Origin of the sequence: Bradyrhizobium sp., from assembly GCF_049519115.1 — a bacterium.
Lineage (GTDB): Bacteria > Pseudomonadota > Alphaproteobacteria > Rhizobiales > Xanthobacteraceae > Bradyrhizobium.
This window is the reverse complement of record NZ_JBEKRB010000003.1, coordinates 180,111-206,665: the sequence shown is the minus strand read 5'-3', so window position 1 is coordinate 206,665 and position 26,555 is coordinate 180,111. Positions and strand designations below refer to the sequence as shown.

29 protein-coding genes and 1 tRNA gene are annotated in these 26,555 nt (G+C 61.4%); 14 read left to right on the top strand and 16 right to left on the bottom strand.

Annotated features, from left to right (window positions below; translation table 11 throughout):
• Nucleotides 1-11: 11 nt before the first annotated feature.
• The 8 genes from ptsN to ABSE61_RS04380 all read right to left on the bottom strand — a co-directional run bounded on the left by ptsN (nucleotide 12) and on the right by ABSE61_RS04380 (nucleotide 7,328).
• Complete coding sequence (gene ptsN / locus ABSE61_RS04415; RefSeq protein WP_423869844.1) at nucleotides 12-473, bottom strand: PTS IIA-like nitrogen regulatory protein PtsN; 462 nt, start codon at nucleotides 471-473, stop codon at nucleotides 12-14.
• A gap of 306 nt (nucleotides 474-779) precedes the next feature.
• Nucleotides 780-1,388 carry a ribosome hibernation-promoting factor, HPF/YfiA family gene (gene hpf, locus ABSE61_RS04410; RefSeq protein WP_423869843.1) on the bottom strand — a complete coding sequence of 203 codons (609 nt, stop codon included), beginning with the start codon at nucleotides 1,386-1,388 and terminating at the stop codon, nucleotides 780-782.
• Nucleotides 1,389-1,529: 141 nt separating this feature from the next.
• A complete protein-coding gene (rpoN, locus tag ABSE61_RS04405) occupies nucleotides 1,530-3,164 on the bottom strand; it encodes an RNA polymerase factor sigma-54 (RefSeq protein WP_423869842.1) in 1,635 nt (544 codons plus the stop codon).
• A gap of 130 nt (nucleotides 3,165-3,294) precedes the next feature.
• Nucleotides 3,295-4,284: an LPS export ABC transporter ATP-binding protein gene (lptB, locus tag ABSE61_RS04400; protein ID WP_423869841.1), complete on the bottom strand. Its 990-nt coding sequence runs from the start codon at nucleotides 4,282-4,284 to the stop codon at nucleotides 3,295-3,297.
• A 183-nt stretch (nucleotides 4,285-4,467) separates the two neighbouring features.
• Entirely contained in the window at nucleotides 4,468-5,259 is a 792-nt protein-coding gene (locus tag ABSE61_RS04395) for an LptA/OstA family protein (RefSeq protein ID WP_423869840.1), read from the bottom strand.
• Nucleotides 5,260-5,263: 4 nt separating this feature from the next.
• The gene (lptC, locus tag ABSE61_RS04390) at nucleotides 5,264-6,010 is read right to left on the bottom strand and encodes an LPS export ABC transporter periplasmic protein LptC (protein ID WP_423869839.1); all 747 of its coding nucleotides are present in this window, start codon (nucleotides 6,008-6,010) and stop codon (nucleotides 5,264-5,266) included.
• A gap of 383 nt (nucleotides 6,011-6,393) precedes the next feature.
• The gene (locus ABSE61_RS04385; protein ID WP_423869838.1) at nucleotides 6,394-7,020 is read right to left on the bottom strand and encodes a ribonuclease D; all 627 of its coding nucleotides are present in this window, start codon (nucleotides 7,018-7,020) and stop codon (nucleotides 6,394-6,396) included.
• 149 nt (nucleotides 7,021-7,169) lie between these two features.
• Nucleotides 7,170-7,328, bottom strand: a complete 159-nt coding sequence (locus tag ABSE61_RS04380) for a hypothetical protein (RefSeq protein ID WP_423869837.1) — start codon at nucleotides 7,326-7,328, stop codon at nucleotides 7,170-7,172.
• 163 nt (nucleotides 7,329-7,491) lie between these two features.
• Between ABSE61_RS04380 and ABSE61_RS04375 the strand changes: the two genes are divergently transcribed.
• Nucleotides 7,492-7,740, top strand: a complete 249-nt coding sequence (locus ABSE61_RS04375) for a hypothetical protein (protein WP_423869836.1) — start codon at nucleotides 7,492-7,494, stop codon at nucleotides 7,738-7,740.
• A 180-nt stretch (nucleotides 7,741-7,920) separates the two neighbouring features.
• The gene (locus tag ABSE61_RS04370) at nucleotides 7,921-8,325 is read left to right on the top strand and encodes a hypothetical protein (RefSeq protein ID WP_423869835.1); all 405 of its coding nucleotides are present in this window, start codon (nucleotides 7,921-7,923) and stop codon (nucleotides 8,323-8,325) included.
• On the opposite strand, the gene ABSE61_RS04365 is transcribed toward ABSE61_RS04370, so the two are convergent.
• The gene (locus tag ABSE61_RS04365; protein WP_423869834.1) at nucleotides 8,315-8,941 is read right to left on the bottom strand and encodes a cysteine hydrolase family protein; all 627 of its coding nucleotides are present in this window, start codon (nucleotides 8,939-8,941) and stop codon (nucleotides 8,315-8,317) included. The genes ABSE61_RS04370 and ABSE61_RS04365 overlap by 11 nt on opposite strands.
• 148 nt (nucleotides 8,942-9,089) lie before the next feature.
• Here ABSE61_RS04365 and ABSE61_RS04360 point away from each other — a divergent pair, with 148 nt between their 5' ends.
• Nucleotides 9,090-10,064, top strand: a complete 975-nt coding sequence (locus tag ABSE61_RS04360) for a GlxA family transcriptional regulator (protein ID WP_423869833.1) — start codon at nucleotides 9,090-9,092, stop codon at nucleotides 10,062-10,064.
• Between the two features lie 109 nt (nucleotides 10,065-10,173).
• Here the strand turns inward: ABSE61_RS04360 and ABSE61_RS04355 are convergent.
• Nucleotides 10,174-10,260: transfer RNA gene (locus ABSE61_RS04355), tRNA-Leu, on the bottom strand.
• A 178-nt stretch (nucleotides 10,261-10,438) separates the two neighbouring features.
• On the opposite strand from ABSE61_RS04355, the gene ABSE61_RS04350 reads away from it, so the two are divergent.
• On the top strand, nucleotides 10,439-11,407 hold the full coding sequence (locus ABSE61_RS04350; RefSeq protein ID WP_423869832.1) for a complex I NDUFA9 subunit family protein: 969 nt from the start codon (nucleotides 10,439-10,441) through the stop codon (nucleotides 11,405-11,407).
• A 178-nt stretch (nucleotides 11,408-11,585) separates the two neighbouring features.
• On the opposite strand, the gene ABSE61_RS04345 is transcribed toward ABSE61_RS04350, so the two are convergent.
• On the bottom strand, nucleotides 11,586-12,392 hold the full coding sequence (locus ABSE61_RS04345; protein WP_423869831.1) for an undecaprenyl-diphosphate phosphatase: 807 nt from the start codon (nucleotides 12,390-12,392) through the stop codon (nucleotides 11,586-11,588).
• 240 nt (nucleotides 12,393-12,632) lie between these two features.
• Here ABSE61_RS04345 and ABSE61_RS04340 point away from each other — a divergent pair, with 240 nt between their 5' ends.
• Nucleotides 12,633-13,325 (top strand): glutathione S-transferase family protein, encoded by a 693-nt coding sequence (locus ABSE61_RS04340; protein WP_423869830.1) that lies wholly within the window; start codon nucleotides 12,633-12,635, stop codon nucleotides 13,323-13,325.
• Between the two features lie 133 nt (nucleotides 13,326-13,458).
• Nucleotides 13,459-14,604 (top strand): tRNA epoxyqueuosine(34) reductase QueG, encoded by a 1,146-nt coding sequence (gene queG, locus ABSE61_RS04335; RefSeq protein ID WP_423869829.1) that lies wholly within the window; start codon nucleotides 13,459-13,461, stop codon nucleotides 14,602-14,604.
• Between the two features lie 6 nt (nucleotides 14,605-14,610).
• Here queG and ABSE61_RS04330 read toward each other — a convergent pair whose 3' ends face one another.
• A complete protein-coding gene (locus ABSE61_RS04330; RefSeq protein WP_423869828.1) occupies nucleotides 14,611-15,399 on the bottom strand; it encodes an alpha/beta hydrolase in 789 nt (262 codons plus the stop codon).
• Between the two features lie 228 nt (nucleotides 15,400-15,627).
• On the opposite strand from ABSE61_RS04330, the gene infC reads away from it, so the two are divergent.
• Entirely contained in the window at nucleotides 15,628-16,167 is a 540-nt protein-coding gene (infC, locus tag ABSE61_RS04325; RefSeq protein WP_423869979.1) for a translation initiation factor IF-3, read from the top strand.
• Between the two features lie 159 nt (nucleotides 16,168-16,326).
• Here infC and ABSE61_RS04320 read toward each other — a convergent pair whose 3' ends face one another.
• The gene (locus ABSE61_RS04320; protein ID WP_423869827.1) at nucleotides 16,327-16,749 is read right to left on the bottom strand and encodes a hypothetical protein; all 423 of its coding nucleotides are present in this window, start codon (nucleotides 16,747-16,749) and stop codon (nucleotides 16,327-16,329) included.
• Nucleotides 16,750-17,023: 274 nt separating this feature from the next.
• Here ABSE61_RS04320 and rpmI point away from each other — a divergent pair, with 274 nt between their 5' ends.
• Both rpmI and rplT read left to right on the top strand, forming a co-directional pair.
• Complete coding sequence (gene rpmI / locus ABSE61_RS04315) at nucleotides 17,024-17,224, top strand: 50S ribosomal protein L35 (protein ID WP_298259510.1); 201 nt, start codon at nucleotides 17,024-17,026, stop codon at nucleotides 17,222-17,224.
• A 72-nt stretch (nucleotides 17,225-17,296) separates the two neighbouring features.
• Entirely contained in the window at nucleotides 17,297-17,656 is a 360-nt protein-coding gene (gene rplT / locus ABSE61_RS04310; RefSeq protein WP_423869826.1) for a 50S ribosomal protein L20, read from the top strand.
• Between the two features lie 33 nt (nucleotides 17,657-17,689).
• Here rplT and ABSE61_RS04305 read toward each other — a convergent pair whose 3' ends face one another.
• Nucleotides 17,690-18,082, bottom strand: coding sequence for a hypothetical protein (locus tag ABSE61_RS04305; protein ID WP_423869825.1), 393 nt, complete (start codon nucleotides 18,080-18,082; stop codon nucleotides 17,690-17,692).
• A gap of 165 nt (nucleotides 18,083-18,247) precedes the next feature.
• On the opposite strand from ABSE61_RS04305, the gene pheS reads away from it, so the two are divergent.
• The 3 genes from pheS to pheT all read left to right on the top strand — a co-directional run bounded on the left by pheS (nucleotide 18,248) and on the right by pheT (nucleotide 22,252).
• Nucleotides 18,248-19,330, top strand: a complete 1,083-nt coding sequence (pheS, locus tag ABSE61_RS04300; protein WP_423869978.1) for a phenylalanine--tRNA ligase subunit alpha — start codon at nucleotides 18,248-18,250, stop codon at nucleotides 19,328-19,330.
• A gap of 82 nt (nucleotides 19,331-19,412) precedes the next feature.
• Nucleotides 19,413-19,850 (top strand): endonuclease domain-containing protein, encoded by a 438-nt coding sequence (locus tag ABSE61_RS04295; protein WP_423869824.1) that lies wholly within the window; start codon nucleotides 19,413-19,415, stop codon nucleotides 19,848-19,850.
• Nucleotides 19,847-22,252: a phenylalanine--tRNA ligase subunit beta gene (pheT, locus tag ABSE61_RS04290; RefSeq protein ID WP_423869823.1), complete on the top strand. Its 2,406-nt coding sequence runs from the start codon at nucleotides 19,847-19,849 to the stop codon at nucleotides 22,250-22,252. Before ABSE61_RS04295 ends, pheT begins: the two co-directional genes overlap by 4 nt.
• On the opposite strand, the gene ABSE61_RS04285 is transcribed toward pheT, so the two are convergent.
• The gene (locus ABSE61_RS04285) at nucleotides 22,249-22,959 is read right to left on the bottom strand and encodes a Dph6-related ATP pyrophosphatase (RefSeq protein WP_423869822.1); all 711 of its coding nucleotides are present in this window, start codon (nucleotides 22,957-22,959) and stop codon (nucleotides 22,249-22,251) included. The genes pheT and ABSE61_RS04285 overlap by 4 nt on opposite strands.
• Before the next feature lie 141 nt (nucleotides 22,960-23,100).
• The gene (locus tag ABSE61_RS04280) at nucleotides 23,101-24,498 is read right to left on the bottom strand and encodes a flavin monoamine oxidase family protein (protein WP_423869821.1); all 1,398 of its coding nucleotides are present in this window, start codon (nucleotides 24,496-24,498) and stop codon (nucleotides 23,101-23,103) included.
• Nucleotides 24,499-24,742: 244 nt separating this feature from the next.
• Between ABSE61_RS04280 and ABSE61_RS04275 the strand changes: the two genes are divergently transcribed.
• Nucleotides 24,743-25,588, top strand: a complete 846-nt coding sequence (locus tag ABSE61_RS04275; RefSeq protein WP_423869820.1) for a YiiX/YebB-like N1pC/P60 family cysteine hydrolase — start codon at nucleotides 24,743-24,745, stop codon at nucleotides 25,586-25,588.
• Between the two features lie 160 nt (nucleotides 25,589-25,748).
• Complete coding sequence (locus ABSE61_RS04270; RefSeq protein WP_423869819.1) at nucleotides 25,749-26,501, top strand: sulfate transporter family protein; 753 nt, start codon at nucleotides 25,749-25,751, stop codon at nucleotides 26,499-26,501.
• Nucleotides 26,502-26,555: the final 54 nt, after the last annotated feature.

Below are 26,555 nucleotides of genomic sequence, written 5' to 3'. Positions count from 1 at the left end.
GTTAAGGGATCTCAGGCGGCGCTCGCCGGCGGCAGCGCCAGCACCGAATAGATCGCCTGGGCCTCGCGCGAGGCCCGCAGCTTCTTCGCCACATCCTGGTCGCGCAACAGGCGCGCGATCCGTGCGAGCGCTTTCAGGTGATCGGCGCCCGCGCCTTCCGGCGCCAGCAGTAAAAAGATGAGATCGACCGGCTGACCGTCCATCGCCTCGAAATCGATCGGGCGTTCCAGCCGCGCGAACAGGCCAAAAATCTTTTCCAGCTTGGGAAGCTTGCCGTGCGGGATCGCAACGCCGTATCCGACCGCGGTCGTGCCTAACTTCTCCCGCTGCAACAGCACTTCGAAGATCGAGCGCTCGTTCTGTCCAGACAGGGTTGCCGCCCGCGCCGCCAGTTCCTGCAGCGCCTGCTTCTTGCTGTTGACTTTTAATGCCGGGAGAATCGCCTCGGGTGCGACCAGATCGGTAATCGTCATGGGGCGTTCCGAGGTGAAGCGATCGTCAGGTTGCGAAAAGGATTTGGCGGGCGAATAAGGTGGAAAGGCGGCCGCCCACCACCCCGGTCCTAATTGGGTGGGCTTCTACTCCAACGCAAGAGCGGTGCCAACACCTGCGGGGTTTCCCCCGACCCGTATCGTTAAGGGCGCGGACCATAGGGTCGCTCCATGTCGTCGTCAATGCCGAACTGCACCCTCATCCGCGATAGTTTTGGATAGCGTTGACCCTTACCTAGCGCATTGTTTCAGCATCATCTTTTCGGATCCGCCGGTTCCCTTACATCGCTAGCTGGCGGCTTTAGCCGCAGGAGGGTCGATCCAGCCGACATTGCCGTCGGGACGACGATAAATGACGTTAACCCGGCCGCTTGAGCCATGGTGGAACACCAGGCAGGCGGCGCCGGTCAGGTCCAACTCCATCACCGCTTCGGAGACCGAAAAGCGCTTCAAGGACGTGGTGGCCTCGGCGATGATGACGGGGCTATAGCCCGACATCTCTTCATCGCTCTCGGCGGGCGCTTCGATCACATAGCTAGGTGCGTCGAGCGTCGGTGTTTCCACCCCGGCGCGCGCCTCGGAAGCCGCATGGGACTTGCGGGCCGAGCGATCCTTCAACCGGCTCTTGTAGCGGCGCAACCGCTTCTCGATCATCAAAAGCGCTTGGTCGGCGCTGGCATAAGCGTCGCCCGCACTCGAATCCGCTTCCAGTGTGATACCCGAATCGAGGTGCAACGCGCAATCGGTTCGGAAGTCGGAGCCGTCCTTGCTGAGGGTGATATGGCCGGAATAATTCCCGTCGAAATATTTGCGCAGCACTTCGTCGGTGCGCTCTGAAACACGGCCGCGCAAGGCGTCGCCAACGCTGATGCTTTTTCCAGAGATCCGGAGAGTCATGGGGTGCCTCTCTAGTTGGTCCTGTAGTCTAGTGTGGCGGTTCAGAAGTTCGTAAACGTGGAGCCGCAAGATAATACGAGCTTCGGAATCGGTACGCTAGTTGGACGTACCGACACTATTCCGATTTCGACGGGACGCAAATCAGGCGGGCTGAGGGTCCCGGGATCGGTCGGAAGATGCGGCGGGCGCCGACAGGGCATTGCCAAGCATACTTTGTTTGTCGCGCCGCCGCTGAACCGACGATGGAATCCGCATGGCCTCGCGGTACTTGGCGACAGTGCGACGGGCGATATCAATGCCGGTTGCGCGCAAACGTTCCACGATGGTGTCGTCGGAGAGGATCAGCGCGGGGTCTTCCGCATCGATCAGTTGCTTGATGTGGTGGCGCACCGCCTCCGCCGAATGGGCCTCGCCGCCATCGGCCGAGGCGATCGAGGCGGTAAAGAAATATTTTAGTTCAAAAATGCCGCGATTGGTCGCCATGTATTTATTGGCGGTGACGCGCGAGACCGTCGATTCGTGCATCTGGATCGCGTCGGCCACGGCTTTCAGGTTGAGCGGCCGCAAATGTGCGACGCCGTGCGTGAAGAAGCCGTCCTGCTGACGGACGATTTCGGTCGCGACTTTCAAAATGGTGCGGGCGCGCTGATCGAGCGCACGAACCAGCCAGGTCGCATTTTGCAGGCAATCGCTGAAATAGGATTTGTCGCCGTCTTTGCGAATCGTCTTCGACAGTTCGGTGTAATAGGTCTGGTTGACCAGCACGCGCGGCAAAGTTTCGCTATTGAGTTCGACATGCCATCCGCCGTCGGGGCCCGGCCGCACATAGACATCAGGCACCACGGTCTGCGTGCGCGCTGAGCCGAACTTCAAACCCGGTTTCGGATTCAGCCGTCGAATTTCCCCGATCATGTCGGTGATGTCTTCGTCGTCGACGCCGCACAGCTTGCGCAGGCTCGCGATATCGCGCTTGGCCAACAGCTCGAGATTTTCGACGAGCGCCCGCATCGCCGGATCGTAGCGGTTGAGGTCGCGCAACTGGATCGCCAGGCACTCGCTCAACGAACGCGCGCAAACGCCGGGTGGATCGAATTTCTGCAACACCGCGAGCACCGCTTCGACCTCATCCGACGAAGCGCCGAGCCGCTCAGTGGCCTGTCCAAGATCGGAAGGCAAATAGCCGGCTTCATCCACCAGATCGATCAGGTACTGGCCGATCATGCGCTGGGCGGGCGCGGTGAAGGCCACCGCCAACTGCTCGGCCAAATGACCGCCCAGCGTCACTTCCGCGGCGGCAAAAGCCTCGAGATTGTAGCCGTCGTCGTTGGAGGCGCCGCCACCCCATTCGGTATAGGTGGTGGGGGCGGCGTCCTGCGCGTTGCGCGCGGCAGCTTCCGCAGGCTCCTCCGAAAACACGTTGTCGAGGGGCGTATCGAGGGTCTGTTCGATCTCGGTGCGGCTGCCGAGATCGCGATTCATCCATTCATCCTGGGCCGGCTCGAAGCCGTCGGCTCCGGGCCCTTGCGAGTCGCCTGAAAACTCCTCGCCAAAGCCGCTCTCGGTACCCTCGGCGTGCCCAACCGCCGGCTCACCTGCGACCGGCGCCTCCGGACCGTCGCTTTCGCGCTCCAGCAGCGGATTTCGCTCCAATTCCTCCTCAACGAAGGCCGAAAGGTCGAGATTGGACAGCTGAAGCAGCTTGATCGCCTGCATAAGCTGCGGCGTCATCACCAGCGACTGTGACTGGCGGAATTCTAGTCTCTGGGTCAGCGCCATGGAGGCAAGAACCGATTCCTAAAAACTTGGTCCGATTCTTGCTTAAACTAGTCCTGAGCCGATGTACACGGCTTGACTTTGCGGAAAGAAGCGCGGGAGCGGCACGTCAGATGCCACCTCAGTTCCGCGATCAGAGACGGAATTCTTCGCCGAGGTAAAGCCTGCGCACATCCGGATCGCTGACGATCTCCTCCGGACTGCCTTCGGTCAGGATTTCGCCAGCATAAACGATATAGGCGCGGTCCGTCAGCCCGAGAGTTTCCCGCACATTGTGGTCCGTGATCAGGACGCCGATACCGCGATTGGTGAGGTGTCGGACGAGGTCCTGAATGTCGCCGACCGCGATTGGGTCGATGCCGGCAAAGGGCTCGTCGAGCAGCATGTAGTTCGGATTGGTGGCGAGGGCGCGCGCGATTTCAACACGACGCCGTTCGCCGCCGGATAGCGCAATGGACGGCGTCTTTCGCAGACGCGTGATGTTGAATTCATCGAGCAGAGAATCGAGTTTGGCCTCGCGTTTTTTGCGCGAGGTCTCGACGACCTCAAGTACCGCGCGAATGTTCTGTTCGACGGTGAGGCCGCGAAAGATCGAGGCTTCCTGCGGCAGGTAGCCGATGCCCAATCGCGCGCGCTGATACATCGGCAGCTTGGTGACGTCGTGGCCATCGAGTTCGACGGCGCCACGATCGGCCTTGATCAGGCCGGTGATCATGTAAAACACCGTCGTCTTGCCGGCGCCGTTGGGCCCCAACAAGCCCACGGCTTCGCCGCGCCGGACATAGATGCTGACCCCGCGCACGACCTGGCGGGTGCCGAAACTTTTTTCCACGCTATGCACAGCCAGATATCCCGGCCGCGCTGCCTGCCGCGGGGCAGCGGCACCCTTGGCTCTGGGTGCGGGTCTGGCGGGAGCCGGGCGGGGCGGAGGTTTCTCAGTGCGGGGCAATTCCAGCGTTGGCGCGGGCGCGGTGCGGGCAAGCGGCGGCGCATCGCGCACCGGGCTCGTCAGCATTTCACCCATGCGGTCACCGAGCGCGGTAATATCCTCGCGCGAACGTGCAAAACCGCCTTTGCTGCGGTTTGCGGGGCGTCGCCGGAACATGCCGAGTAAATCCACCATCCCCGCTTCGTCCGAACCCTTCGAGAAGTTCCGCGGCGACTGATTCGCCCGCCCAGCATGAATGACCGGATGCCCCTTGCCCAGCGAACCAGTTAAGTTCCCAAGCAACCCCGACCGCTAGATACAGGCTCAGACCCTCGGCTTCAACCGCGGCCCAGTCACTGTTTCATTAAAGTATTGACATCACTTTGGTTTATTTGGGGTCAGAGACTGAGGCGCCCCGGGCGGCGGCGCCAACGGCTGGGGACCCGGCGACGCTGCGCCAGGGAGTGCCGGCCCCGTCCCGTTCTGGTTGGACGACTGGAACAGGCCCTGCACGCGACCGGACTCCGACTCGACCCGCGAAACGCCCGTGGTCATGTCCACCAACAAGCGATCGCCGCGGAGCACGTTCTTGCCCTGGGTCAGGACAACGCCACTGCCACCGCCACCCAGCATCGTGATGAGATTGGTCTTGGTGTCGAACACGGCGGTGTCGCCGGTCACGACCTGATCCTTTTGCGTCACGACCACATTGCCCTTGGCCTCAAGCCGCTTGATCGACGACGCGCCCCCTGGACCTGGCGTAGCGGATTGCATGGCCGCGGGTTGAGCGGGCAGCGCCGATTTGACGGCAGCCTTCGCGTTGGTGTTGGCGTTAGCGGCCGGAGCTGTCGCCGCCGGCGCGGCGTTCTGGCTCGATGATTCGTAGAAGACGACCAAAACCTTCGAAGTCATGGTGGTGTCGCCCTGCACCACCTTCACGTTGCCGGTGAAGGTCGCTTCTTTTTTCTTGTCGCGCATCTCGAGCGACGCCGCCTCGATCTGAATCGGCTGATCGCGATTCTGCGAAAAGCCCTGCATCGCATTGGGTACGCCGGTCACCGTGCTTTGGGCGCGCGCCTCGCCCGCAAGCAACATCGTGAAGGCAAAGCCGGCACACGCGGCGCCGACGATGGAGCGGCGTTTAAGGATTTCCCAGTGAAACGGTTTCATCGGATCATTTCGCGTTGGAGGTCGCGCTGGAGGATTTGGCGTTCGGCCGCGTCTTCGCTGGCCGCGCCGCCGGAGCTGGCTCAGGCGCAGCTTCGGCCGCCGGCGGCGGCATCTTGTCGATATTCATCACGACATTGCCGTCGAAACGGACGACCTCGCCGCCGCCTGTGATTTTCAACCGGTCGGCAGAAATCTTTCCGTCGGCCCATTTGACATCGACATGCTCGTCAGAGGTCACCGTTCCCTTGCCCATGTCGACGAAAGCCTGGCTGAGCCACGCTTCATAGCCCGTGGTGGTCTGCAAATAGATGTCCTTGTGCAAATCGAGCAGCGACTGCTTGGTATCCATCAATCCGTTGACCGCCTCCAGCGTGACGGTCGACTGATCTTCCATCAACACCTTGCCCCGCAGCGTCTTCAGTTCGACGTGATCCGGATCGGTCACATCCTGGGTCGCTGTTTTGGCCCAGACTTCATAGGGCCGCCGGTCCTGCGAATAACCCGCCATATGTGGCGATTCCATAGTGATCTTGGTGCCGGAGACAACCATGCCTCCCATATCCAGCGGCAATTTCGGCAGTAGCATTCGGAACGGATTGAAGACCGACACCAGAACGATGGCGGCAAGCGACAGAATCACGGCACCGGGCACGGCGACCCGCAAGATGCGGACCATCCGGCTGTGGCGCGCCGCGATGGCAAAGCGCGCCTCCATTCCGGCTTGATAGGCAGGATTTTGAACCGAGCTCACCAGTGCCCACTTTCGGAAAGTTCGCGCTTTGCCTCAGCGCCCAGCTTTCGCGAACTTCGGAAAACCACGGGCACTAGCTCCGATCTACATCGCACTATCTGGATTGTTTTACCCCGACGGCAAGGGATCGCCCAGCCCACACTCCTTCAGGCCTTTCAGGAGTGTGTCCGAAAAGGGGCGCCAGTGTCCCCGTTCTGACATTCGTATTCTGTCGCGGCGGGCACTTTTACGAATGTCAGAACCAAGGGGACACTAGCCAATATTGGTCTTCTGGTGTGGCTTTGACTCTGGCGTTCCTTTGATGGGGCCGCTGCAAAACTGTAAGGAACGTCTGTGTCGCCACACCAACCCACCCGCTTATTCGTTCTAGAGGGTATCGCGCGTCACGAATGGGCGAAGATGTCCTCGGCTTCCCAACCCTGCAGATCGAGCTTTGCCCGTGTCGGCAGGAAGGCAAAGCAGGCTTGCGCCAGTCCAAGCCGGCCTTCGCGCGCGAGCATCGCGTCGAGGCGTTCGCGCAACGCATGCAGGTGCAGGACATCTGAGGCCGCATAAGCAAGCTGCGCTTCGCTCAAGCCCGGCGCGCCCCAGTCACTCGATTGCTGCTGCTTCGACAGGTCGATGTTGAGCACCTCGCGCACGAGATCCTTCAAACCGTGGCGGTCGGTGTAGGTGCGGGAAAGCCGCGAGGCGATCTTGGTGCAATAGACCGGCTCGGGCATCACGCCGAAAGCATTGTAGAGCGCCGCGAGATCGAAGCGGGCGAAATGAAAGATCTTGGTAATCTTGGGATTGGCGAGAAGGGCCTTGAGATTTGGCGCGTCATTCGGCCCTTTCCCATGATCTTTCGGGATTTGCACGACGTCGGCACTGCCATCGCCGTTCGACAGTTGCACCACGCAGAGCCGGTCACGATGCGGATTGAGCCCCATGGTCTCGGTATCGATCGCCACGGCGTCCGTGTAGCGGGTGAGGTCAGGCAGGTCGCCGCGGTGCTGGCGTATGGTCATCTAGACAGGGCCTCTGGTCGATTCGGAGCAGAACCAACCTAACCCTCAACCTCGCAGGAGGCGAGCGGTGGGACGCCGCTTTCGTCAGCAAAAAGCTGCAAGGGCTTTCGGAAAGCGGAGCCGCATTTCGGGCGGCTTGAACGGCGCGATCAGGCCGTCTGGCTTTCCGGCAATTTCGGCGGCTGCAGCTCGCGGCTGTTCGCCCAGCGATCCAGGTTTTCGATGATCTTCTGACGGCTCGGACGCAGCGGCTGTGGTGCGTCGGGCTCCTCGGAAAGTGCACGTGGCAGCTTGAGACGGTCGGCCATGGGAAGTCCTCCCTTGCCCCAATCATCGCTCCGCCAAAACCCAAAATCAACCCTAAACTATTGTTTTTATTGTAATATTTTACTAAAAACGCGTGGTTGTGGGAACATTTGCTGCCTCAGGGAATTGAGTAACTTACTCAACTATCTCTATTTGGTGAGTTCCATGAACGACCTACGTGGCGAGCGATTGCAGGTGATGCTGTCCCCGGAAGAGCTGACGGCGCTGGACGATTTCCGGTTCAAGCACCGGATGCCGACGCGAGCGGCGGCCGTGCGCGAGATTTTGAAACTCGGCCTGACGGTCGCCACGACCAACGCGAATGCCGGCCTGAAATCCAGCAGTTACGGCGTTTTTGACCGTGGTCCTGCCGGACACAGGCACGAGGATTCAGGCCCCGATAACGCCCGATAGCGCCCGTTGCGCGGCAGGGCGGTGCCCCATAGGCGCAAACGATTGTCTTCGAATTTCAACAACCTTTGCCCGGTTTTTGAGCCATTCCGGTGACCGGCTGTGTACCGGTTTTCGCATCCGGTGAAGGCCGACGCTTCGCCCGTGATATTATCCGGGAAAATATTCGGAGCGCGTTGCGCCATGATCGAAGTTCATTGCAGACCAGCTATCGAACGTCACCGCAAGGGCGGCTGGGAGCTTGTCCTGTGGACCGGCAATGCATTCGACTATTCGACGCCCTTTCGGGAAATGTTGGCCGATATCGCCGCACTCCTGAACCGGGAAGTGCCGACATCCCTGAAATTGCCGGAGTATGAAACCTCGGAGGATGCGGTCGAAGGCGAACTTCAGTTCGGCAGTCAGACGATCCGAATCTACTACGAGCACTCGATCAGCTATCTCGCCTTGATCAGCGACAGCGAGCTTATGCTTCAAAAGATCGCAGACCGGCTTCAACCGCTATTGGCGCTTGTCGTCACGGCGCCACTCACCTTCGATGCACAGGGGCGCCTGCGCGCGGCAGTTCACGTCTCGCTCACAGCGTGAGGCGGGCGCGCTGGTTCGAATTGTAGATATTATCCCGCTCCGGCGCCTTCCCCGAATTGACCGACTCGATCCATTCGTCGGTCGTCAACACCGCGGCAAATCGGGACTGCAAGACCACGCTGAACGATTTGTGGATCTCTTCGGCGCTGATTTTCCCGATGCGGTTGGCGTAGGAGACCGAGCCGGTGGCATCGTAGAGATGCTCGACCTGCCAGCCGCCGTGAAGCGCCTGCTTGATGGTGGAATCAACGCAATTATGGGTCATGTAACCCGCGACCGTTAAAACGGCGACCTCGTTGGCTTTCAGCCACGCCGCAAGGTCGGTCCCCGTAAACGCGCTCGGAAGCGCTTTTTCGACATAGTGGCTTACTGACAATTCGGCCACCACCGGGTGAAGCTCCCAGCCGGGCGTTCCCTTCACGAAGACCGGCGCGGTGGGAGGCGCGGTATTTTGCACCACGACGATCGGAATTCCCGCTGCGGCCGCGGCGGCCGCAGCCTTCGCAATGTTTCGCAGCGACAGCCGCACGTCGGGATATTCGATCAACAGATTGCCGGTGACATATTCGTTCTGGACGTCGATCAGGATCAGCGCGCGGCGGGGCGATTTGGACATAGGTAGCTCCGGCTCTTGAGGGGGTTGGGCAGAGTGAAATCCGCCGCCAGATGTGCCCTCCAGAAAGCTGAACCGAAATTGGCCTGAATGACATCTTTCGCTATAATTGGGCCATCTCTCGCGAAGTCAGCCGCTCCGGAGGCGCCCTGTGGATCAGGACATCATCGCCGTCGTCAGTTTTCCCGGCATCAGCGCGTTCCACCTCTCGGTCCCCACGCTTGTCTTTGGCGAAGATCGCCACGAGGACGGCCTTCCGGATTTTCAGCTCAGGATCTGTGCGGTTTCACCGGGAATGCTGCGGACGTCGTGCGGATTGCAGATCGAGGTGCAGCATGGATTGGAGTGTTTCGCAGACGCCGGTACCATCATCGTCCCGTCCTGGGAAAACCCGCTCGAACGCCCCCCGGAAGAGTTGTTGCGGGCACTCCGCAAAGCCCACGGGACAGGCGCCAGGATCGTCGGTCTCTGCCTCGGAGCCTTTGTGCTCGCAGAGGCCGGCCTGCTCGACGATCGACCGGCGACGACGCATTGGCTGTGGACGGAACGGTTCGCCAAACGCTTTCCGAAGATCAAGGTCGATCCCAAGGTCCTCTATATCGACGACGGCGATATCATCACGTCAGCCGGAACAGCCGCTGGCCTCGATTGCTGCCTGCATATGCTGAGAACCCGCGTGGGTGCCTCGATCGCCAACCGTGTCGCCAGGCGCCTGGTCGTGCCGCCCCATCGTCAGGGCGGTCAGGCGCAGTTCATCGAACAGCCTGTGGCGATCAATCAAGGCGACGAACGGCTGTCGAAGACGCTGGAATGGGCACAGACGAAACTGGACCACCGGTTGGATGTCGATACGCTTGCCGATCGCGCGGGCATGAGCCGGCGGACATTTACGCGCCGCTTTCATCGGCTGACGGGATCCACGGTGACCAAATGGCTGACGGAACAACGTCTCACCTCGACCCGTGAACTGCTGGAGGCGACCGACTTCGCCATCGAGCAGATCGCCTCTGCCACCGGCTTCGGCACCGCGCTGTCGCTGCGATCGCATTTTCTGAAAGCGTTCCGGACCTCGCCGTCGGCCTATCGCCGGGAGTTCCGGGGGAGTTCGGGCATCGGAGAAATCTGATTTGCCGTAACTTAAAGTCCGGCATCGGCATTGCCGGACATCCGAAATAATTTCCGCCGCCGCTCGGCGCGACGGCCTTTGCCAATTTCGTGATGCGACACCGGAGGTGTGGTGCCCAGGAAAGGACTCGAACCTTCACGACTGTTAGGTCACTGGCACCTGAAGCCAGCGCGTCTACCAATTCCGCCACCTGGGCATGGGGCGGGTAGTTAAGGTTCGGTCGAGCACTTGTCAAATTGGCGCGCCCTACCCTCGAACGGATTATTCAAATAGGCTGTACAGAAATCGGACGATGGCGTATCGCCAAACCGCCGAAATATCCGCCCGGTCAACCGAATCCGCCCCGTGCGGAATGGACTTAAAAGGCTCCGAACATGGCATCGAACCTAGAAACCCTGGTGACGGTTTTCGGCGGGTCCGGCTTTCTGGGAAGAGCCGTGGTGCGGGCGCTGTGCAAGCGCGATTATCGCATCCGCGTAGCGGTGCGGCGGCCAGAGCTCGCCGGTCACCTCCAGCCGCTCGGCAAAGTGGGACAAATCCACGCGGTCCAGGCCAACCTGCGCTACCCCGCCTCGGTCGAGGCGGCGATGCGCGACGCTGAGGTCGCCATCAACCTCGTCGGCATCCTGGCAGCCTCAGGCGCGCAGACCTTTGACGCCGTGCAGGGGGAAGGCGCGGGCACGGTCGCGAAGGCGGCCGCTCACGCGGGCGCGCGGATGGTTCATGTTTCGGCGATCGGCGCCGACGCCAATTCCGCCTCGCGCTACGCGCGCTCAAAGGCTGCCGGCGAGGCCGCCGTGCTGTCCGCCGTTCCCTCCGCTACCATCCTGCGGCCATCGGTCGTGTTTGGCCCCGAGGATGATTTCACCAATCGCTTTGCAGCGCTCGCGCGAATATCGCCGGCTTTGCCGCTGATCGGCGGCGGGCGCACCAAATTGCAGCCGGTCTATGTCGGCGATGTTGCCACGGCCGTTGCCGATGCGGTGGACGGCAACGCCAAGGCCGGCGCCACTTACGAACTCGGCGGTCCGGAAGTGCTCTCCATGCGCGAGATCATGGAGATCATCCTTTCGATCACCGAACGCGATCGCATGCTGGTGTCGCTGCCGTTTGGGATCGCGAAACTACAGGCGCTGTTTTTGCAGTTTGCGCCCGGCACGTTCAAGCTGACGCCCGATCAGGTCGAACTGCTGCGCGGCGACAATGTGGTGTCGGAGGCGGCGAAGTCTGCCGGCCTCACGCTGGAAGGGCTTGGCATTGCGCCCGACTCGCTCGAGGGCGTCGCGCCGCAATATCTCTGGCGTTTCCGCAAAGCCGGCCAGTTCACGCACAAGAGCGCATAGCTCTTCCGCGTCCATAATCGACCGAGCTGCTTGGCCCTTGAACTCCCTCCCCCTGAAAGGGGGAGGGGGTCAGATTTTATTCGGCGCGGAAATTGATCCCCACCCGCTTTGCGAAGAGCAAAGCGACCTCCCCTTTTCAAGGGGAGGTATCAACATCACCGGTTTGATCCAGAAATAATCACCGCCCCATCGCCAGCGCGATCAGGCCAAGCGTGCCGACGACGACGCGCCACCACGCGAACAACCCGAAACCGCGGCGGGTGACGTAGCTCAAGAACGTTTTCACCACGATGATCGCGACGACGAACGACACCACAAAGCCGATGGCGATGATGCTGAGGTGGTCCGACGTCATCTCGGCGCGGTTCTTGTAGAAATCATAGGCAAAGGCGCCGATCATGGTCGGTATCGCGAGGAAGAACGAGAATTCCGCTGCCGCGCGCTTGTCGGCGCCCAACAACATCGCGGCGACAATGCTGGCGCCGGAGCGTGACACGCCGGGAATCATCGCCAGGCATTGCGCGAAGCCGATCCACAAATACGTGAGCAGCGGGAATTTCGTCGCGTCATGCTCGTGCGGATTGTGATCGAGCTGGTCGACCCAGAGCAGGATGGCGCCGCCCACGATCAGCGAGAAGCAGACCACCCAGGGATTGAACAGAACTTCCTTGATGTATTTACCGGCGATCAGCCCGATGATCACCGCCGGCAAAAACGCGACCAGAATGCCGATGACGAAGCGGCGGTCGTCCGCATTGGAAAACATGCCGAGCGCGATCTTCCACAATTTGGCGAAATAGATCACGACGATCGCGAGAATCGCGCCGAGCTGGATCAGCACCACGAAACTGTCCCAGAAAGCGCCCTCGCCGAGCCCGAAGAAGCGCTTCACGAGCAGCATGTGGCCGGTCGAGGAAACCGGCAAAAATTCGGTGATACCCTCGACAATACCGAGAATGACCGCCCGTAACGAATCAGACAGCATGATCCAGCGCCCTTTTTTCCGATTGGTGATTTTCCACGATGGCGATCCATTTTTGGACCGCGATCAGCGGCAGCGACCGAAAACAGCCAGATTCTTCTCGCTTATTCGCCTGCGGGCCGCAACGGCAAAAACGCAAAAACCCTGGTGGAGTAGATTTGACATTCGCTACCCACCTAGGGGTTGCCTCGGTCGAAAGCTTCGGTAGTTTGGCGCCGCCATCGGTGACTCGTTCAGGGCTTCATGTTCACGCTGTTTCATCATCCTTTCTGCCCGCACTCACGCTTCGTTCGCCTCGCGCTCGGCGAACTCGGCATCGATCTGCAATTGATCGAGGAACGGGGCTGGGAACGGCGCGAAGCTTTTCTCGCATTAAATCCCGCCGGCACCACGCCGGTCCTGGTCGCTGAAGGGGAGCCGGCGATTCCCGGCGCCGGCATCATCGCGGAATATCTCGACGAGACTCTCGGTGATGCCCTGTCCGAGCGGCGATTGTTGCCGTCTTCGATCGGCGAACGCGTCGAGGTGCGGCGGCTGATGGCGTGGTTCAATGAAAAATTTTTCGAGGAAGCCTCCAATCCGCTGGTCACCGAACGCATTTACAAACGCTTCATGAGCGAAGACGAGGGCGGCGGTCCGCCATCGGCCGATGTGATCCGCGCGGCGAAGACCAATGTGCGCTATCATCTGGCCTATATCGGCTGGCTGGCGCGAACGCGGAATTACCTGGCCGGCGACCGGATCACCTATGCGGACCTCGCCGCCGCAGCGCATCTTTCGGCGATCGACTACCTGGGTGACGTGCCATGGGCCGAGGACGACGCGGCAAAGGCCTGGTATGCGCGGGTAAAGTCCCGGCCCTCCTTCCGTCCGCTGCTCAGCGAATGGCTGGCGGGCGTACCGGCGTCGCGCACCTACGTGGATCTCGACTTCTGAAAACGGAGTGTCATGCCCGCGCTCGTCGCGGGCATCCACGTCTTGCTTCTATAATTTCTTCCCAAAGACGTGGATGGCCAGGACAAGCCCGGCCATGACGAAGAAAGATACACAATCTTTTGGGCAAGAGCGTTTGGACCAATCAAAGATCGATGCCAAAGCACTTCGGGAAGCGCTGACCCACCAGGCGCGCGCGATCGGCTTCGACTGCGCCCGCGTGACCGATCCCGGCGCGATCGCGCAAGCCGGAAAATATTTTCTCGAATTTCTTCAAACCGGCGGCCACGGCGACATGGACTGGCTCGCGGCCAATCCCGAGCGCCGCAGCGACCCGCGAACCCTGTGGCCCGGCGTTCGCTCCGTGATCATGCTGGGTGTCAATTACGGCCCCGATGAAGATCCGCTAGAGATTTTGCAACAGCGGACGCGCGGCGCGATTTCCGTCTATGCGCAGGGCGACGATTATCACGACGTGATCAAGAAGCGGCTCAAGGCCTTGGCGCGCTGGCTGGCGGCAACGGCCTCGTGCGAGGTCAAGGTCTTCGTCGATACCGCCGCCGTGATGGAGAAGCCGTTGGCGCAGGCCGCGGGCCTCGGTTGGCAGGGCAAGCACACCAACCTCGTGTCGCGCGAGTTCGGCTCGTGGTTGTTCCTCGGTGCGATCTTCACCGATGCCGATCTGCCGCGCGATGAAGCGGACGTCGATCACTGCGGCTCATGCCAGGCTTGCCTCGACATCTGTCCGACATCCGCGTTCCCAGCGCCCTACAAGCTCGATGCGCGCCGCTGCATTTCCTATCTCACCATCGAAAACAAGGGACCGATCCCGCGCGAATTCCGCCAGGCGATCGGAAACCGCATCTATGGCTGCGACGATTGCCTCGCGGTCTGCCCGTGGAACAAGTTCGCGAAGGCCGGCCATGAGGCGAAACTGTCGCCACGCCAGGAACTGCGCGCGCCCGGCCTTGCGGAGTTGGCGCGGCTCGACGACGCAACTTTTCGGAAGCTGTTCGCAAAATCACCGGTCAAGCGCATCGGCCGCGACCGCTTCATCCGCAATGTATTGATTGCGATCGGCAATTCGAACGATCCGTCACTGGCAACGGAGGCCGAGTGTCTGCTGGCCGATGCAAGCCCGCTGGTTCGCGGCGCTGCGGTGTGGGCCCTGTCGCAATTGCTGGAGCGTGCAGCCTTCAAGACGCTGGCCTCGCGAACCGTCGCGTCCGAGAGCGACACGACCGTGCAGATGGAGTGGGACGCGGCACACCTCTCGGCGTGACAAGCGTCAGCCCATTTCGGCAACGGCCGCCAGAATCCGCGCAATGTCCTGCGGCCGCGACAGGCGATGATCGCCATCCTGGATCATGGTCAGCACCACGTCCTCGGCCGGCAGCCGGTGCGCCAGCGCACACGCATGCTTCCACGGCACATCGGGGTCCTGCGCGCCTTGCAGGATATGCACCGGACAGCCGACCTCGATCGTGCCGCCAAGCAGGAGGTGCTTGCGGCCTTCCTCGATCAGGTTGCGGGTGATCGGATAGGGGTCGCCATATTCGGACGGACGCAGCCAAACGCCCGTGGTTTCGATCTGGTGTCGGATTTCGGGCGAAAATCCCTTCCACATCAGTTCCTCTGTGAAATCGGGCGCTGGTGCAATCAGCACGAGCCCCTTCAGCGCGGCGCGGGGCGCGGGACGCTTGGCGAGTTCTCGCGCCAATAACAACGCCATCCATCCGCCCATGGAGGAACCGATCACTACCTGGGGACCAACGCAAAACTGCTCGAATACCGCGACGCTCTCTTCCAGCCAGCGCCCGATCGTACCCTCAACGAAATCGCCGCCGGATTCGCCATGGCCGGAATAGTCGAACCGGATACAGGCCCGTTTATGCTCAGCGGCCCAGGCGTCCAGCGCCAACGCCTTGGTGCCCCGCATGTCCGACTTGAAGCCGCCGAGCCAGAAAAGCCCCGGCAAACTGCCTTCGCGGGCGCGTACCGCGATGCGGCGTATCGCGTCGGCACGGCCGACCTCGATGAAAGCTGGATTTTGCTGGTCGGCCGCGGAGCTGGTCATGAGCGCTTTATGTGCGCAAGCGGATAAGGCCCGTCAACCAAAAGCCGATTGGCGCGTTATGATGCTTGCGTCAGGTGAACTTGCGCCCTATGTCGGCGTTCGAAGCATCCGCGTGGCCGAAAAGCATCGCATTTGATGCTTTTTCGCTCCCCAAGGGCGAGTTTGCTTGCCCGCGAAGCCTTATTCCTTCAAACTACAACCTTCGTCCACAATTTTGGAGAACTACCCATTCGCCGTCCCAATAGAGCCCCTCCCACCGCTGCCAAAGATGGGCCGCGCACCAACGATGAAATCCGCAACGCAACGGTTCAGCTAATCGACCAGCACGGCACGAATCTGGGCACGGTCGAAACGATCCTCGCCATCAAGATGGCGACTGATGCCGGAATGGATCTCGTTGAGATTTCGCCCAATGCGGCGCCTCCCGTTTGCAAGATTATGGACTACGGGAAGTACAAGTATTCGGCGCAGAAGAAAGCGGCAGAAGCCCGCAAAAAACAGAAGACCGTCGAAATCAAGGAGATCAAGCTTCGGCCGATGATCGACGATCACGATTACGACGTGAAGATGCGCGCCATGCAGCGCTTCTTCGAGGAAGGCGACAAGGTCAAGATCACCTTGCGCTATCGCGGCCGTGAAATGGCGCACCAGGAAATCGGCACCAAACTTCTCGACAAGATCAAAACCGACGTCGCGGAGTATGCCAAGGTCGAGCAGGACGCTCGCTTCGAAGGCCGCCAGGTCGTGATGGTTCTGGCGCCGCGCTGATTAAATCTATTTCTCAACCTGTCGTCCCCGCCTGGTGCGCAATTGCGCACTGGCGCGGGACCCCCTAACCCAATGTCGGTTGTGAAAATGACGTTGCTCGTGTCCTGACGATAGAACCTGGCGTATGGATCCCTGCTTTCGCAGGGACGACGATCGAAACTAGGTTCTGCTCGCCTGCCAGGTCCCGCTGCAGCGGTCGCCCGAAATGACGCCACTCCAGCGGCCCGTTCGTGAGTTGGCGACGAGACGGCCCTTGCCGTCCGCTGCCGACATGCCGACCGAAATGTGAACGGAAACCGCCCCGTTAGGGGTGACGCCGCCGGTTACCTTGCCGCCACCGGCCGAGGACACTTGCGTACCGGAGACGTTGAAGGGGGCGCTGTTATTCGAGCTGCAATTGCCGGCTCGGGTGGTGACGGTCACGTTCCAGTTCCCGTCATAGGCGCCCGGCCGGGTCCCGGCGGCCACCGGGCTCGAAATTGCCGCGGCGAAGACGATCGCGACCACGCCAAGGACCCCCTGCACCGCGCCGATCCGTTTGAAATTCGCGAAAGACCTGATTGATTGGGCTGAAATGCTCATTGTCCTGCCGTCCTGATGATCCTGGCGATGCCAATAACCGGCATCCTGTCATCAGTCGAACGAGCGGATTTGACGGTTCATCGTTGCCAAAATGAACTTGTTCTGCCATAAGCGCGGCCTTCATCGCCCGGCTGATCAAGGGCTGCCGTGGCGATGACCGTGCGGGTTTTGTCGAAAGACGTAAAAAAACCTGAGCACTTTCAACGCTCTAACGAGCATTTTAGCCGGGAAAGCGCCGTTTTGGCGGGATTTTCTGCGGCAATAGGAGAGCTAAATGCCCAAGTTGAAGACCAAGTCGGGCGCTAAAAAGCGCTTCAAGGTGACTGCCACCGGCAAAGTGCTGCATGCCCAGCGCGGCAAACGCCATGGCATGATCAAGCGGACGAAGAAGCAGATCAGACAGCTCCGCGGCACCCGCGTGCTGTTCAAGACCGACGGCGACAACATCAAGAAATACTTCCTGCCGAACGCCTGATCGCACTTTTCGCCCGGCCGCGTCCGCGCGGCTATCCGTCATTCAATTTTTTAGAGATGAAGGAGACTTGTCATGTCTCGGGTCAAACGCGGTGTGACCTCTCACGCCAAGCACAAGAAAGTCTACAAGGCCGCCAAGGGTTATCGTGGCCGCCGCAAGAACACCATCCGCGCCGCCAAGCCCGCGGTCGAAAAGGCCGGCCAATATGCCTTCCGCGATCGCAAGCGCAAGAAGCGCACCTTCCGCGCGCTGTGGATTCAGCGTCTTAACGCCGCCGTCCGCCCGTTCGGCATGACCTACAGCGTGTTTATCAACGGCCTGTCCAAATCGGGCATCACCGTCGACCGCAAGGTGCTCTCGGATCTCGCGATCCACGAGCCGGCGGCGTTCCAGGCGATCGCCGAGAAGGCCAAGTCGGCACTGGCCGCCTGACAAGGTGAGACGGCGGAGCTTGTAGGAGCCCCGCTATTTCACTGTCCGGTGCGCATAGCGCTGCGAAACCGCGGCCCGGCACATTGCCGTCGCCGAGCGCCACATGGTCCCCTGCTTGTCCGCGTATTTGTCTTCACAGCGGCCAAGCTGACTCTGGTAGGCGCGCTTTTGTGGCGTTTTCAGTCGGGAAAGAAACATAGCTCCGCATTTCTTCTCGACGGCGTCGCCGAACTGGACGTCGGCCGTAGAGCCCATCTGGCAGGCTTCGAACACCTTCATCGACGCGTCGCAGCCTGATACGGCGTTCACCGCCGCGATGATGCCATCCATCTCGAACGGTTTGACCGGGCAATCTCCGGCGGCCGCAGGAATGCCGGCGAAGAGAGAGACAGCCAGAAAGATGGCCGACAACAGTTTCAGGCGCATCACGGGCTCCATACATCCAACCGGATATTGGTGCGGCGCTGGCCAAAAGGGTTCAAGGGGCGATCGGTGCCGGCCTCTAACAGGCTTTTGTTCGACCTTTGGCCTTGACGTTCCGGCCCCGGGGCAGCCACAACCAGCCGCATTTCCGCGGAGAAATTGATGGCCGTGTCCGACCTCGCAGCGCTTGAACAGGAAATCCTCGCCCATATCGCCGCGGCCGGCGACGAAGCCGCCCTCGAAGCCGTGCGCGTTTCGGCGCTCGGCAAGAAAGGCTCGATCTCGGCACTGCTCGCGACGCTGGGCAAAATGTCGCCCGACGAGCGCAAGACGCAAGGGGCGGCGATCAATCTCGCCAAAGACAAGGTGACGAGCGCTCTAAGCGCGCGGCGCGGCGTCCTGAAATCGGCCGCCCTCGATGCGCGCCTGGCCTCCGAGACCATCGACGTCACACTTCCTTTGCGCGAGACGCCGGCCGAGGCCGGCCGCATCCACCCGCTGAGCCAGGTCTGGGACGAACTCACCGGCATCTTCGCCGATATGGGATTTTCCGTTGCCGAAGGGCCCGACATCGAGACCGACGACTACAACTTCACCAAACTGAATTTCCCGGAAGGCCACCCCGCACGCGAAATGCACGACACCTTCTTCTTCAACCCGAAGAAAGACGGCTCGCGCATGCTGTTGCGCACCCACACTTCGCCGGTGCAGGTGCGCACGATGCTGTCCCAGAAGCCGCCGATTCGCGTGATCTGTCCTGGGCGCACCTATCGCATCGATTCCGACGCCACCCATACGCCGCAGTTCCATCAGGTCGAAGGCCTCGTCATCGACAAGCACTCGCATCTGGGTCACCTCAAATGGATCCTGCACGAGTTCTGCAAGGCCTTCTTCGAGGTCGATCACATCAACATGCGCTTCCGCCCCTCTTTCTTTCCGTTCACCGAGCCTTCGCTCGAGGTCGACATCCAGTGCCGGCGCGACAAAGGCGAAATCCGCTTCGGCGAGGGCGAGGATTGGCTGGAGATTCTGGGCTGCGGCATGGTGCATCCTAATGTGCTGCGCGCCTGCGGCATCGATCCGGATGTGTATCAGGGCTTTGCCTGGGGCATGGGCATCGACCGCATCGCGATGCTGAAATACGGCATGTCGGATTTGCGGCAGCTGTTCGACAGCGACGTGCGCTGGCTCTCGCATTACGGCTTCAAGCCGCTAGACATTCCCACGCTGGCGGGAGGGTTGAGCGCGTGAGGTTATCGAAACGTCTTCGTCGAAAAAGAGACGGTCTCTCCGTTCCCTCCCCCCTTGTGGGGGAGGGTCAGGGAGGGAGGTAGTGCCGCACGCAGCCATCAGCGAGGCCCAAAGGAATCGCGCGAAGCAACTTCGCCAGACGATGACTCGTGCCGAAACGCTGCTGTGGCGTTATCTCAAGGCCGATCGAATCGACGGGCTTAGTTTTCGGCGCCAAGCCCCGTTCCGCAATTACATTGCTGACTTCGCTTGTCTATCCGTCAAGCTAATCATCGAACTCGACGGTGAAACGCACGATTTTGAAGAGCGGCAGCGAGCAGATGCAACTCGCGACGCCTTTTTTACGTCCGAAGGTTTTCATGTTCTGCGTTTTACCAACGAGCAGGTGATGTCGAATCCAGAGGGTGTTGTGGAAGTTATCCGGCAAGTGGCGTCTTCCCAAGCAAGCGGTTTACCCCCCTCCCCAACCCTCCCCCACAAGGCGGGAGGGAGCATAAACGCCGGAGGCTCGCGGCCATGAAATTCACCCTCTCCTGGCTGAAAGAACATCTCGACACCGACGAGCCGCTAGAGAAGCTCGCCGACAAGCTCACCATGATCGGGCTCGAGGTCGAGAACATCGAAGACAAGGCGAAGGCGCTCGCGCCTTTCACCATCGCGCGCGTGATCTCGGCCGAGCAGCATCCCAATGCGGACCGCCTGCGCGTTTGCATGGTCGATACCGGCAATGGCGCCGCTCCTGTACAGGTCGTCTGCGGCGCGCCGAATGCGCGCGCCGGCCTTATCAGCGTATTTTCGCCGCCGGGCACCTACATCCCGGGCAAGGACATCACTCTTGGCGTCGGCACCATCCGCGGTGTCGAGAGCCGCGGCATGCTGTGCTCGGCGGCTGAACTAAAACTCTCGGAAGACCACGACGGCATCATGGAGCTGACGGCCGACGCGCCGATCGGTGCGCCTTACGCGCAATGGGCCGCCCTCGGCGACCCCGTGCTTGAAATCAACCTGACGCCTAACCGGCAGGACTGCACCGGCGTGCACGGCATCGCGCGCGATCTTGCTGCTGCCGACATGGGCAAGTTCAAAGACCCAGCGATCCGCGCCATCAAGGGTGTATTTCCCTGTCCGGTAAAGGTGAAGGTCGATGACGAGAAACTGTGTCCCGGCTTTGCGCTGCGGCTGGTGCGCGGCGTCAAGAACGGGGCGTCGCCCGAATGGCTGCAAAAGCGCCTGACCTCGATCGGCTTGCGGCCGATCAATGCGCTGGTCGATATCACCAACTTCATGACCTACGACCGCGCGCGACCGCTGCATGTTTTCGATGCGGCGAAAGTGAAAGGCGACCTGGTGGTGCGCCGCGGCCGCGACGGCGAGACGGTGCTGGCGCTCGACGGCCGCACCTATACGCTCGATGGCAGCATGTGCGTGATATCAGACGATCACGGTGTCGAATCGCTCGCCGGCATCATGGGCGGCGAAGCTTCCGGCTGCTCGGAGGCCACCACCGACGTGCTGATCGAATCGGCTCTGTGGAATGAGATCAACATTGCGCAAACCGGCCGCAAGCTCGGCATCCATTCGGACGCGCGTTACCGTTTCGAGCGCGGCGTCGATCCGGCCTTCATGGTGCCGGGGCTGGAAATGGCGACCAAGCTCGTGATGGAAATGTGCGGCGGCACGCCGTCCGAAAATCTGGTGGTCGGCAACGCCTTCGGCGATGACCGCGTGATCGACTTTCCGCTTCACGAGGTGAAACGCCTCGCCGGCATCGATGTGGCGTTTCCTCAAGCAAAGCTCATCCTGACCCATCTCGGCTTCATGGTGGCCGGCACGGGTCCGGCTGTGAAGGTCGCGATCCCGTCGTGGCGATCGGACGTGCACGGCAAAGCCGACATCGTCGAGGAGATCGTGCGCATCATCGGCGTCGATGAAGTGCCGATGACGCCGTTCGAGCGCGGCGACGCGCCGCGCAAACCGGTGCTCAAGCCGTTGCAGCTGCGTACCCGCCGCGCCAAGCGCGCGCTTGCTGCGCGCGGCATGGTCGAGGCCGTGACATGGTCTTTCATCTCCAAGCCGCATGCAGAATTGTTCGACGGCGGCAAAGCCGAGCTCACACTTGCCAATCCGATCGCAGCCGATCTCTCCGACATGCGTCCGAGCCTGCTGCCGGGCCTGATTGCGGCAGCCCAGGCCAATTCCGATCGCGGCTTTTCCGATGTCGCTCTGTTCGAGGTCGGTCAGGTGTTCAAGGGCGACAAACCCGAAGATCAGTTCACCGCGGCCGCCGGCGTCCGTCACGGCTTTGCCTCTTCATCAGGGCTGGGGCGCAACTGGTCCGGCTCGTCGACCGCAAGCGTCTTCGACGCCAAGGCCGACGCCTTTGCGGTGCTGGCGGCCGCAGGTGCGCCGATCGCGGCGCTGCAGGTCGTGCCCGGTGGCGCAAGCTGGCTGCATCCCGGCCGCTCCGGCACCATCCAGATCGGGCCGCAAAACGTACTCGGCCATTTCGGAGAACTGCATCCGCGCACGCTCGAGCAGCTTGGCGCTGACGGTCCGATGATCGCCTTTGAGGTCATTCTCGATCGAGTCCCCGAGGCCAAGCAGCGGCCGACCCGCGCCAAACCGGCCATTGAACTGTCAGCCTTCCAGCCGGTATCGCGGGATTTCGCCTTCATCGTCGACCGCACCGTGAAGGCCGGCGATCTCGTACGCGCCGCGCAGAACGTCGACAAGAAGCTCATCACGGGCGTCACGGTGTTCGACGTCTACGAAGGCAAGGGCATCGACGAGGCCAAGAAGTCGATCGCCATCGCGGTGACCCTTCAGCCGCGCGAGAAGACCATGACCGATCAGGAGATCGAGGCGGTCGCGGCAAAGATCGTGGCGGAGATCAACAAAAAGACTGGCGGCGTCCTGCGCTAGGCTTTTTCAGCATCGTTCATCACCAGATCGCAATAGGCATAGCCGTCGCGCTCGACGCGCTCGCCGGTCGTCACAGCGAGCGCGTGAGAGAACATCGGGCCCGCCACCACGCAAGTGTGAAACTCGCCGTTCTCGCCGCAGGGATCGACGCTACCCGGAAGATCGGCGAGAAGTTTGTCGTCGAATTTCCGCCCGGCGAATTCCGCCGGTAGTTTTTTCAGATCGACGGTTGCTAAATAGGCATCCAGCCCGCTTGCGATCATCGCCTGCGCCAACGACCGCGTCGGCCTCTCCCACAGCGGAAACACCGGCGTGATGCCGGTGCCCATCAATTTCTGTTCGCGATAGGCGCGGATATCGGCAAGATAAAGATCGCCAAAGATCATGTGGGTGATGCCGTCCTTGACCGCGCGCGCCACGGCCTCGTCCATGCGCGCTTCGTAAATCTCGTTCGGGCACGGATAGGGTATCGGCACGATATGCGGCGGCAGACCTGCGGCCTGAAGCTGCGCCTGCAGGATTTCCTGCCTCACGCCATGAATGGAAACGCGGCCGAACGTCTCGGTGACCGTCGTCACCGCGCCGACGACATCCAGTTCGCCCGCCTGCCTGACGTCATGAAGCGCGAACGCGCTGTCCTTGCCGCTCGACCAGGAGATCAGCGCCTTTGGCCGTCTAGTGGAGTGGATTTGATATTCGCTACTCACTTGGCCCGGAACTCCGAAAAGCGAATATCAAATCCAAAGCTCCACTAGCATCGTTATGTTTGCTGGTGGTCCTTTGATTCCAGCATTCGCAAAAGTGCCTGCTGAAACGGGATGCGAACGCTGGAATCGGACCACCAGGCATTAGTTGAACGAAGCCCCGCGCGTGCGACGGCGCTGGGCGGGCGCTCGCTCCGTTGCGTTCGGATCGGTGAGCGCACCGATTTTGCGCAAGGCCGCTTCGGCGGCGCGCTCGCCGCTTTCCCAGGCGCCATCGACCGTGCCCCACAACGTCTCGTGCGTGGCCTCGCCGGCAAGGAACAGGTTGCCGAGGGGCTCGGTCAGAATCTTGCGCGAGCCCTGGCCGCCGGGCGCGGCCACCGACATGGCTCCGAGCGCAAAGGGTGAAGCATTCCACCGCGTCACACTCGATTTCTTCGCGGTCGCTGCGATATCGCCACCGAACAGTTTTTTCAGCCATTCCTGCGCAAAGGCGACCATCGCCTTGTCGCCCTGACTGGTGAGATCGCGCCCGAATGAGCCGGCGACATCGATCACACATAGCGAGGAACCGGCGATGTTGGCCGACAGCAGCGCCGTGCGGGTGGAGTTGCTCTGCTCGATGACCACCTCGTCGCGCGCAAGCCCCAAGGGATTGCCGGGCAATTCAAGGGCGATACGGTCATAGCTGCCGAGCGACAATTTGTTAGCGGCATCGAGCTGGCGCTTCGGCAGTTCGGGTGTGAACTTGATATTGCCCGCGGCCAGCACATTGGTCGACACCGTGACGATCACCGCGCGCGCGGCAATCCTGCCCGAAGGCGTTTCGACCACGACCTCCCGATTATTCCAGATGATCTGATTGACCGGCGTCGATAGCGAAACCGGCACTTGCTCGCCCAATTTGGCGACGAGCGTGCCGACACCCTGGCGGCAACCGACCGCGGCGTTGCGATCCTGCGCCCGCGCTTTGTCGACGACGGAAACATCGCCGAGATCCTTACCGGTGCCGTTAGCGCCGAGCACGAATTCCGCCGCGCCGGCCCAGTCACCGAGATCTTTCGGAAGCACCGAGGCGCAGGCGACATCGCCCCGGCGCGAAGCTTCGTCGATGGCCCGGTTGGCCCGCACTAAGGCGGCGAGAAAATATTCGGTTTCGCCGGGGCGCGCATTGCGCAGGCCAACGCGGATTCTTTGACCCAGCGGCGCCGCCGAGATATCGAGTCCCGCAGCGCGCGCGAGCCTGACCATCGGATTGGTTTCGGGATTGTGCAGCCAGCGCGCGCCACGATCGAACGGCACATCGAAAGTGGCGCTATCGGTTGCGCAGCGCCCGCCCAGCCGAGTGTCGGCTTCGACCACGACCACCTTGCGATTGGCCGCCTGAACGCGCCGCGCCGCCGCAATGCCGGCAGCGCCTGCACCGACCACGACAATGTCGGCCTCGCGCGGCAACGACGCGCCCCAGGCGCGGGGCATGCGGCAGGGCAAAACGGCGGCGGCGGCAGATGCCGCAAGAAGATCGCGCCGCGTGATAGCCATGTCAGGTTTCCGGAATTCTTGCGAATAAAGTGAACAATTAGTGTCGCGGTCAGATGCCCGCATCTGAGAGAGAACTTTCCAACTTGCCGCATCCGGACATCAGCGGCAAGCATCATGGTAAATCAATCATGATTGACCGGCGATTTGCATGAACTAAATTGCAACGGCTTTCAGCCATGGTAAGGGTGGAAAAAGCGGAGATGAGCCCGAAGGGGCTCCATAAATTCGCTGGGGGGAATACATTGTGGGCGTAGTGCTTGACACTGTCGGCAAGTGGCTCGCTTCCTATCTTCAGAAGGAAGTGCCTGGCTATGAGCCGTTCACGCCCAGCGACCCGGACCGGCTGCGCAGCATCGTCCAGCCAGGCGACGTGCTGCTGGTCGAAGGCAACAATCGAATCTCCGGCATCATCAAATACCTGACCCAGTCGACATGGTCGCATGCCGCATTGTTCGTCGGGCCGATCGACGGGGCGGAGGAGCCGGACGGCGAGCCGCATGTCTTGATCGAGGCTAATATCGGCGAAGGCGTGACCTCGGCGCCGCTGTCGAAATATTTCAGCTATCACACGCGGCTGTGCCGGCCAGTCGGTCTGACCTATGAAGACCGCTACACGGTTGGCCGCTATGCCATCAACCGGATCGGCTTCGGCTATGACACCAAGAATATTCTCGACCTGATGCGGTTCCTGATTCCACTGCCGATCCCGCAGCGCTTTCGGCGGCGGATGATCGCCTTCGGTTCCGGCGACCCCACCAAGATCATCTGCTCGGCCCTGATCGCGCAGGCCTTCGATGCCGTGCGCTATCCGATCCTGCCCAGGGTGACGCAGGCCGGCTCGCGGCAGGCCCGCCGCGAAATCCTGCACATCCGCGATTCCTCGCTTTACATGCCGCGCGATTTCGACATCTCGCCCTATTTCGAAATCGTCAAACCCACCATCGTGCACGGGTTCGACTACACCGCCTTGCATTGGGCCGATAAACAAAAGCCGCTCCAGGAGGTAGCGGGCCAATTCGGCGTGTTTCCAGAAGCGCCGCCGCTTGTTCCTGAAGAGGTTGACGAAGAAGCGCCGCTTCCAGTTGCGTAAATAGCGCAAGAGGCGATATCGGCCGCAGCCTTTCGCGCGGCTATCCCTCAACCCCCATCCCCACACGCTCATCCCGATCCGACGTGGCGGCAAGGTACTTGCCGAACCCTTGTGTCATGGCTACCTCTCGCGAGGGCTTTCGCAAGAGGTCAACCCGATCATGCTCGATGCCGCCGTCAAGGCACTGTCGCAAATCCTGTCGCCGCCGATGCGCTCGATCCTGTGGCGCTCGATTGGCCTGGCGCTGGTGCTGATCGCAGTGCTGGCGATCGGGCTGCAACGTCTGTTGAGCTGGCTTGCAACATCGGGCGAAGTCTGGGCCCAGGCGCTTTTGGGTCCGTCGTTCCAGACGCCGCTCGATATCCTGGCCTGGATCGTTTCGATCGCTGCCGGTCTCGGCGTCGTGTTCGGCGCGGTGTTGCTGATGCCGGCCATCACCTCGCTCGTCGCCAGCCTGTTCGTCGACGATGTCGCCGACCACGTCGAACGCGAGCACTATCCGGCGGAGCGGCCCGGCACAGCCCTGCCGCTTCCCGTTGCGGTCACCGAAGGCGTCAAAACCGCGTCGCTGACGATCCTCGTCTATCTGGTCGCGCTGCCCTTTGTGCTGTTCGCCGGCGCCGGCTTCATCATCTTCTTCATCGCCACCGCATGGCTTCTGGGACGGGAATATTTCGAACTGGCGGCGATGCGGTTCCGCAGCCCCCAGGAAGCCAAGGCGATGCGCAAGGACAATGCCGCCACCGTGTTCACGGCCGGGCTCATCATCGCGGCCTTTGTGTCGATCCCCATCGTCAATCTGGCGACGCCGCTATTCGGCATGGCCTTCATGGTGCACATGCATAAGCGCCTGAGCGGGCCGAGACCGGAGTTGATCGAGCCCTCGCGAAAGGCCGACCTGCGCGCGCGCTGACCGGCGAGGAGAGGGGACGATGTCCCGCGACTACCCCCCGGACGTATTCGCCTT

Coding starts and splice junctions, on each gene's coding strand:
- ptsN (WP_423869844.1), bottom strand. CDS start 473: ATGACGATTACCGATCTGGTCGCACCCGAGGCGATTCTCCCGGCATTA.
- hpf (WP_423869843.1), bottom strand. CDS start 1,388: ATGACTCTCCGGATCTCTGGAAAAAGCATCAGCGTTGGCGACGCCTTG.
- rpoN (WP_423869842.1), bottom strand. CDS start 3,164: ATGGCGCTGACCCAGAGACTAGAATTCCGCCAGTCACAGTCGCTGGTG.
- lptB (WP_423869841.1), bottom strand. CDS start 4,284: ATGGTGGATTTACTCGGCATGTTCCGGCGACGCCCCGCAAACCGCAGC.
- ABSE61_RS04395 (WP_423869840.1), bottom strand. CDS start 5,259: ATGAAACCGTTTCACTGGGAAATCCTTAAACGCCGCTCCATCGTCGGC.
- ABSE61_RS04385 (WP_423869838.1), bottom strand. CDS start 7,020: ATGACCATACGCCAGCACCGCGGCGACCTGCCTGACCTCACCCGCTAC.
- ABSE61_RS04380 (WP_423869837.1), bottom strand. CDS start 7,328: ATGGCCGACCGTCTCAAGCTGCCACGTGCACTTTCCGAGGAGCCCGAC.
- ABSE61_RS04375 (WP_423869836.1), top strand. CDS start 7,492: ATGAACGACCTACGTGGCGAGCGATTGCAGGTGATGCTGTCCCCGGAA.
- ABSE61_RS04370 (WP_423869835.1), top strand. CDS start 7,921: ATGATCGAAGTTCATTGCAGACCAGCTATCGAACGTCACCGCAAGGGC.
- ABSE61_RS04365 (WP_423869834.1), bottom strand. CDS start 8,941: ATGTCCAAATCGCCCCGCCGCGCGCTGATCCTGATCGACGTCCAGAAC.
- ABSE61_RS04350 (WP_423869832.1), top strand. CDS start 10,439: ATGGCATCGAACCTAGAAACCCTGGTGACGGTTTTCGGCGGGTCCGGC.
- ABSE61_RS04345 (WP_423869831.1), bottom strand. CDS start 12,392: ATGCTGTCTGATTCGTTACGGGCGGTCATTCTCGGTATTGTCGAGGGT.
- ABSE61_RS04340 (WP_423869830.1), top strand. CDS start 12,633: ATGTTCACGCTGTTTCATCATCCTTTCTGCCCGCACTCACGCTTCGTT.
- ABSE61_RS04330 (WP_423869828.1), bottom strand. CDS start 15,399: ATGACCAGCTCCGCGGCCGACCAGCAAAATCCAGCTTTCATCGAGGTC.
- ABSE61_RS04320 (WP_423869827.1), bottom strand. CDS start 16,749: ATGAGCATTTCAGCCCAATCAATCAGGTCTTTCGCGAATTTCAAACGG.
- rpmI (WP_298259510.1), top strand. CDS start 17,024: ATGCCCAAGTTGAAGACCAAGTCGGGCGCTAAAAAGCGCTTCAAGGTG.
- rplT (WP_423869826.1), top strand. CDS start 17,297: ATGTCTCGGGTCAAACGCGGTGTGACCTCTCACGCCAAGCACAAGAAA.
- ABSE61_RS04305 (WP_423869825.1), bottom strand. CDS start 18,082: ATGCGCCTGAAACTGTTGTCGGCCATCTTTCTGGCTGTCTCTCTCTTC.
- pheT (WP_423869823.1), top strand. CDS start 19,847: ATGAAATTCACCCTCTCCTGGCTGAAAGAACATCTCGACACCGACGAG.
- ABSE61_RS04280 (WP_423869821.1), bottom strand. CDS start 24,498: ATGGCTATCACGCGGCGCGATCTTCTTGCGGCATCTGCCGCCGCCGCC.
- ABSE61_RS04270 (WP_423869819.1), top strand. CDS start 25,749: ATGCTCGATGCCGCCGTCAAGGCACTGTCGCAAATCCTGTCGCCGCCG.